Below are 4,169 nucleotides of genomic sequence, written 5' to 3' on the forward strand. Positions count from 1 at the left end.
GCCTGCCGAGAAGCAAGGAAGTAGTGGATTTTCTTTTTGCCCGGGAAAGGGGTGATTCGCGCGCACCGGCTTGCCCGCCGGCCCTTCGGGCTTGGTGCCCGCGGAGAGCGAATAATAGACCCCGTCCTTCTTCCAGATGCACGGATCGAATACGTTGTACGGCGCGGGCGGACCGTCCTTCGGCGGCATGGGGATGACGGGACCGCCGGTGACCTTCTCCCAGTTCAGGAGCAGGGGATCGCTGGACACGGCGACCATGTTGCCGGCGACTGTCCCGTGGTACATGGCGATCACGCGGTCTTCCTCCACCAGCGTGGCGCCCGAGTAGCAGCAGCGCTCCGGGTTCGGATAGATGCAGTAGGGCAGGTCGCGCCAGTGGACGAGGTCGTCCGAAATGGCGTGTCCCCAGTGCTGTCGGGTGTCCTCGGGCGGGTAGGCCTGGTAGAACAGGTGCCAGCGTCCCTGCCAGAAGCAAATCCCGTTGGGGTCGTTGAGCATAGCCTCCGGATTCACGTAGTGATACGCGGGCCGGTGGGGATCCCCCTCGTAACGCTTGCGCGACGCGTTGAGGCGCTTAAGGAGCGGATTGTCCGCCAGCGCGGCCTCCTGCGCCTCGAGGGAATCACCGGGAAAGGTGTAGTATGGAACGAGGGACGTGTAATCTTCCATGGTGCGCTCCATTCGCGAATCGGGTTTTTTCTTCAAGAGCGGGAAACTTCTGAAACCCAGGAATCGACCAGAAACCGGGCTATGGAATCTCTGCGGGGCAGGGCATAAGCCGCCGACTCGTCGCCCCATTCTCCGAACCCCGCGACCTCCTCCGCGGTGAACCAGCGGGCCTCCACGAGTTCCTTCGTGTTCACCACGATCGCTGTGGTTTCGGCCCGTGCGCGGAACCCCAGCATCAGCGACGAGGGGAAGGGCCAGGGCTGGGAGGCCTGGTAGTACGCGGCGCGCACGCGGACCCCGACCTCTTCGAACACTTCCCTGGCCACCGTTTCCTCCAGGCTTTCCCCCGGTTCCGCGTAGCCGGAAAGGGTGGAAAACACGTTGGGGGGCGGCCTGTGGTGATTGCCCAGGAGACACAGGGGCGGGCGGCCATCTTCCGGCCAGTACTCCACCAGCGTGATCACCGCGGGGTCGATACGCGGAAAGACGTTCCTGCCGCAGCCCGCGTTCTTGCACCGGCGCCGGTGACCTCCTTCCAGGCTTTCGGCGGCGTGACCGCACCGGCCGCAGTACCGGTTCCGGCGGTGCCAGTACAACATCCCCCGCGCATACGCCAACAGCGCGGACCCGCGCGCGTCGATGGACGGACCGGCGCGCCAGAGATCCTGGAACTTACCGCGACTCCCGACCGCTGCCTCCGCTTCCTCTTCCTCCAGATCGGAAAGGTCCACCGCGAAAACGGCGCGGTCTCCCTCCATGCCCAGGAACACGGTTTCACCGGCGGCTGCCAGTAAGTCCGCCGCGGTGCGATCGTCGCAGACCACGGGAGCCGGAAGGGAACCCGCCTTCCCGTCGTCGATCAGGCTCAGGTCGCGCCAGACGGGTATGACGCGGGTGCCGTCCCGGTCCAACCGCCCGGCAAGCCATTCCGGATCGCTGCGCCGCTCCTCCGCGCGATTCAACGGGACGTCCGCGAATTTCAGCACCGGATTATCCATGGGACCCATGCTCCGCCCCGGCGATCTACGCCGGTCGGCCGACGTTCGGCCGCTCAGGTCCGTACACCACGCGACCGACGGAAACCGTGCTACAACACCGCTTCCAGCGTGTTGACGAAGGCCTCGTTCTCCGCCTGTGTGCCCACGGTTACCCGTAAGTAACCTTTCAGTCCCCACCACATGGCGTCGCCGATCCAGACCTTCCGCTCCTGGAGCGCACTGAATACGGATTCGGCCTTGTCCCCGAGCCTGAACAGGATAAAGCAGGCATCGCTGGGTGTATACGCGATGTCCAGCCGGTCGAAGGCTTTACCCAGGTAGGTTTTACCTTCCTCCACCGTCCGCCGGCTCCGTTCGTAATGACCATGGTCGTCCAGCGCGGCGATGGCGGCGTATGCGCCCAGGTTGCTCGGCGGACCGCCCAGATTGTAGAGCGACAGTTTCCTTCTCAACCGGGGCGATAGCACCGCATACCCGACGCGCAGTCCCGCGAGACCGTGAATCTTGGAGAACGTCCGGGAGACGATCACGTTGTCCTGTTCGTGAGCCAGGTACACCGCGTCGCGGTAACCGGGATCGGACGTGTAATCGATATACGCTTCGTCGATGAACACCGTAACGTGCGAAGGCACGGACCGCACGAAATCCGCCAGCGCGTCATGGTCCACCACCGTACTGGTGGGATTGTTGGGATTCGTGACCACCACGATCGTCGTTTTGTCGTTAATCTTCTCGTACATGGCGTTCAGGTTGTGCCGCAGGTCCCGGGTCAGGCGGACGTAGTTGACCTTGACGTCTACCCCTTCTTCCTCCCCGAACCGTTTCCATACGTCCGCCGTATCGAAGTAGGCGGGCTGGGCCTGGACCAGTTCCGCCTTGTCCCGGACCGTCGCCAGGCCCACGGCGTGGAGTATCATGCTGGAACCAGCGCTGAGGACCACCCGGCGGTTTTCCGTAACCTGTTCCCAGTTGTCCCACGTCGTCTCGGTTACGGGCAGGCCATGTTTCCGTTCGAGGGCGTTGATCAGGGTCTCCACCGGATCCGGCATGAAACTCCAGTGGTAACGGTTCACGGCCAAAATGCGCCCGGCAACCGCCTCGACCGCGCGAGGCGATGGTCCCAGGGGGTTTTCGTTAGACGACAGGTTCACGTAGCCCGGCTCGATACCGTGACCCTGAATGTCCTCCGGCTTCTTGCCCGACAGCAGCGCCTGTGCCATGACCAGGGGATCGATGGCCAAGGCACCTAGGCCGCCCAGTAGCGACCCTGCGATGAATCCCCGGCGCGGCAGGTTGGAATCTGGTCTCATGACGTCTTCAACTCCTTTTTTCCACGTTATCCAGAAACAGTATGCGAATTAATGCTTTGCCGGGACTAAGCCCTTATCTTCTTTACCGTTTCCCGGATGCTGTCCGACAATATGTCCAGCATGAGGTCCGTCTCTTCCCTCGTGATGACGAGCGGCGGCGCCAGGGCGATCCAGTTGGGATCGAAGCGCGTCAGCAACCCCTTCTCCAGCGCGTTTCGGCCCACTTCCACACCGAACCTGCTCGACGGATCGAAAGACGCGCGGGTTTCCGGGTCCGCCACGAATTCGACGCCGGCCAGCAGCCCGCAGCCCCGGATGTCGCCTACGATTCCGAATTCCCGGAGGTCCTCCAGCCTGCACCGCAGGTATTCGCCCATCTCTCGAGAGCGCGCGCAGAGGCCCCGTTCCTCGATCTCCGTGAGGTTCGCCAGGCCGGCTGCCGCGGCCAGCGGATTGCCGCCGTAGGTGTGGCCGTGGGAAAACTCTACCTCGTCCTCCTCTCTGCCGAGGAAGGCGGCGGCGATGGAATCCCGGAAGGCGATCCCCGCCAGGGGCACGTATCCGCTGGACATGCCCTTGCCCATGCAAAGGATGTCGGGCGTTGCGTCGAAGGTCTGGGCCGCGAACATGCTGCCGGTGCGGCCGAAACCGGTGATGATCTCGTCGTAAATCAGGAGGATTTCGTGCCGCGTACAGATGTCCCGAAGCTCGGCGAGATATCCCGGCGGCGGCATGATGATACCCCCGGTGTTTCCCACGGGCTCCAGGATGACCGCGGCAATGGTTTCAGCGCCTTCCAGCTCGATGAGGTCCTCCACCGTCCGGGCGCAGAAGATTTCGCAGTCCGGGAAGGTCTTCTCATAAGGACACCGGTAACAGGTCGGCGGATGGACGTGCAGGAAACCGTGCAGCGTGGGTTCGAACATGGTCTTGCGCCGGCGCGTTCCGGTGGCCGACAGGGCGCCCATGGTCGCGCCGTGATAACCGTGAAACCGGGAGATCACCTTGAACTTTCCCGGATTGCCGGTCTGCCGGTGGTACTGCCGCGCCAGTTTCATGGCCGCTTCGGTAGCCTCCGAGCCGCCGGACAGGAGCTTGACCGTATTCAGGTCCTCCGGCGTCACTTCCGACAGCCGCCGGACCAGTTCGATGGCCGGGGGACTGGTGGCGTGAAGCGGCGGCGCGAAGGCCA

4 protein-coding genes are annotated in these 4,169 nt (G+C 63.7%); all 4 read right to left on the reverse strand.

The features are described from left to right. Positions 1–669, reverse strand: a 669-nt coding sequence (locus tag OXG98_16165) for a glycoside hydrolase family 32 protein (protein MCY3773543.1), incomplete at its 3' end; no start/stop codon positions are given. A 32-nt stretch (positions 670–701) separates the two neighbouring features. After that, positions 702–1,667 carry an NAD(+) diphosphatase gene (gene nudC, locus OXG98_16170; GenBank protein MCY3773544.1) on the reverse strand — a complete coding sequence of 322 codons (966 nt, stop codon included), beginning with the start codon at positions 1,665–1,667 and terminating at the stop codon, positions 702–704. 89 nt (positions 1,668–1,756) lie between these two features. Continuing rightward, complete coding sequence (locus OXG98_16175; GenBank protein MCY3773545.1) at positions 1,757–2,977, reverse strand: histidinol-phosphate transaminase; 1,221 nt, start codon at positions 2,975–2,977, stop codon at positions 1,757–1,759. A gap of 65 nt (positions 2,978–3,042) precedes the next feature. Then, positions 3,043–4,169 (reverse strand): aminotransferase class III-fold pyridoxal phosphate-dependent enzyme (locus OXG98_16180; GenBank protein MCY3773546.1); only part of this gene is annotated, 1,127 nt, incomplete at its 5' end.

Source organism: Gemmatimonadota bacterium, assembly GCA_026706345.1.
In the GTDB taxonomy this organism is placed as follows: domain Bacteria; phylum JAAXHH01; class JAAXHH01; order JAAXHH01; family JAAXHH01; genus JAAXHH01.

Excerpts from the sequence above, each read along its gene's own strand:
- OXG98_16175 (MCY3773545.1), bottom strand. The coding sequence starts at position 2,977 with ATGAGACCAGATTCCAACCTGCCGCGCCGGGGATTCATCGCAGGGTCG.
- nudC (MCY3773544.1), bottom strand. The coding sequence starts at position 1,667 with ATGGATAATCCGGTGCTGAAATTCGCGGACGTCCCGTTGAATCGCGCG.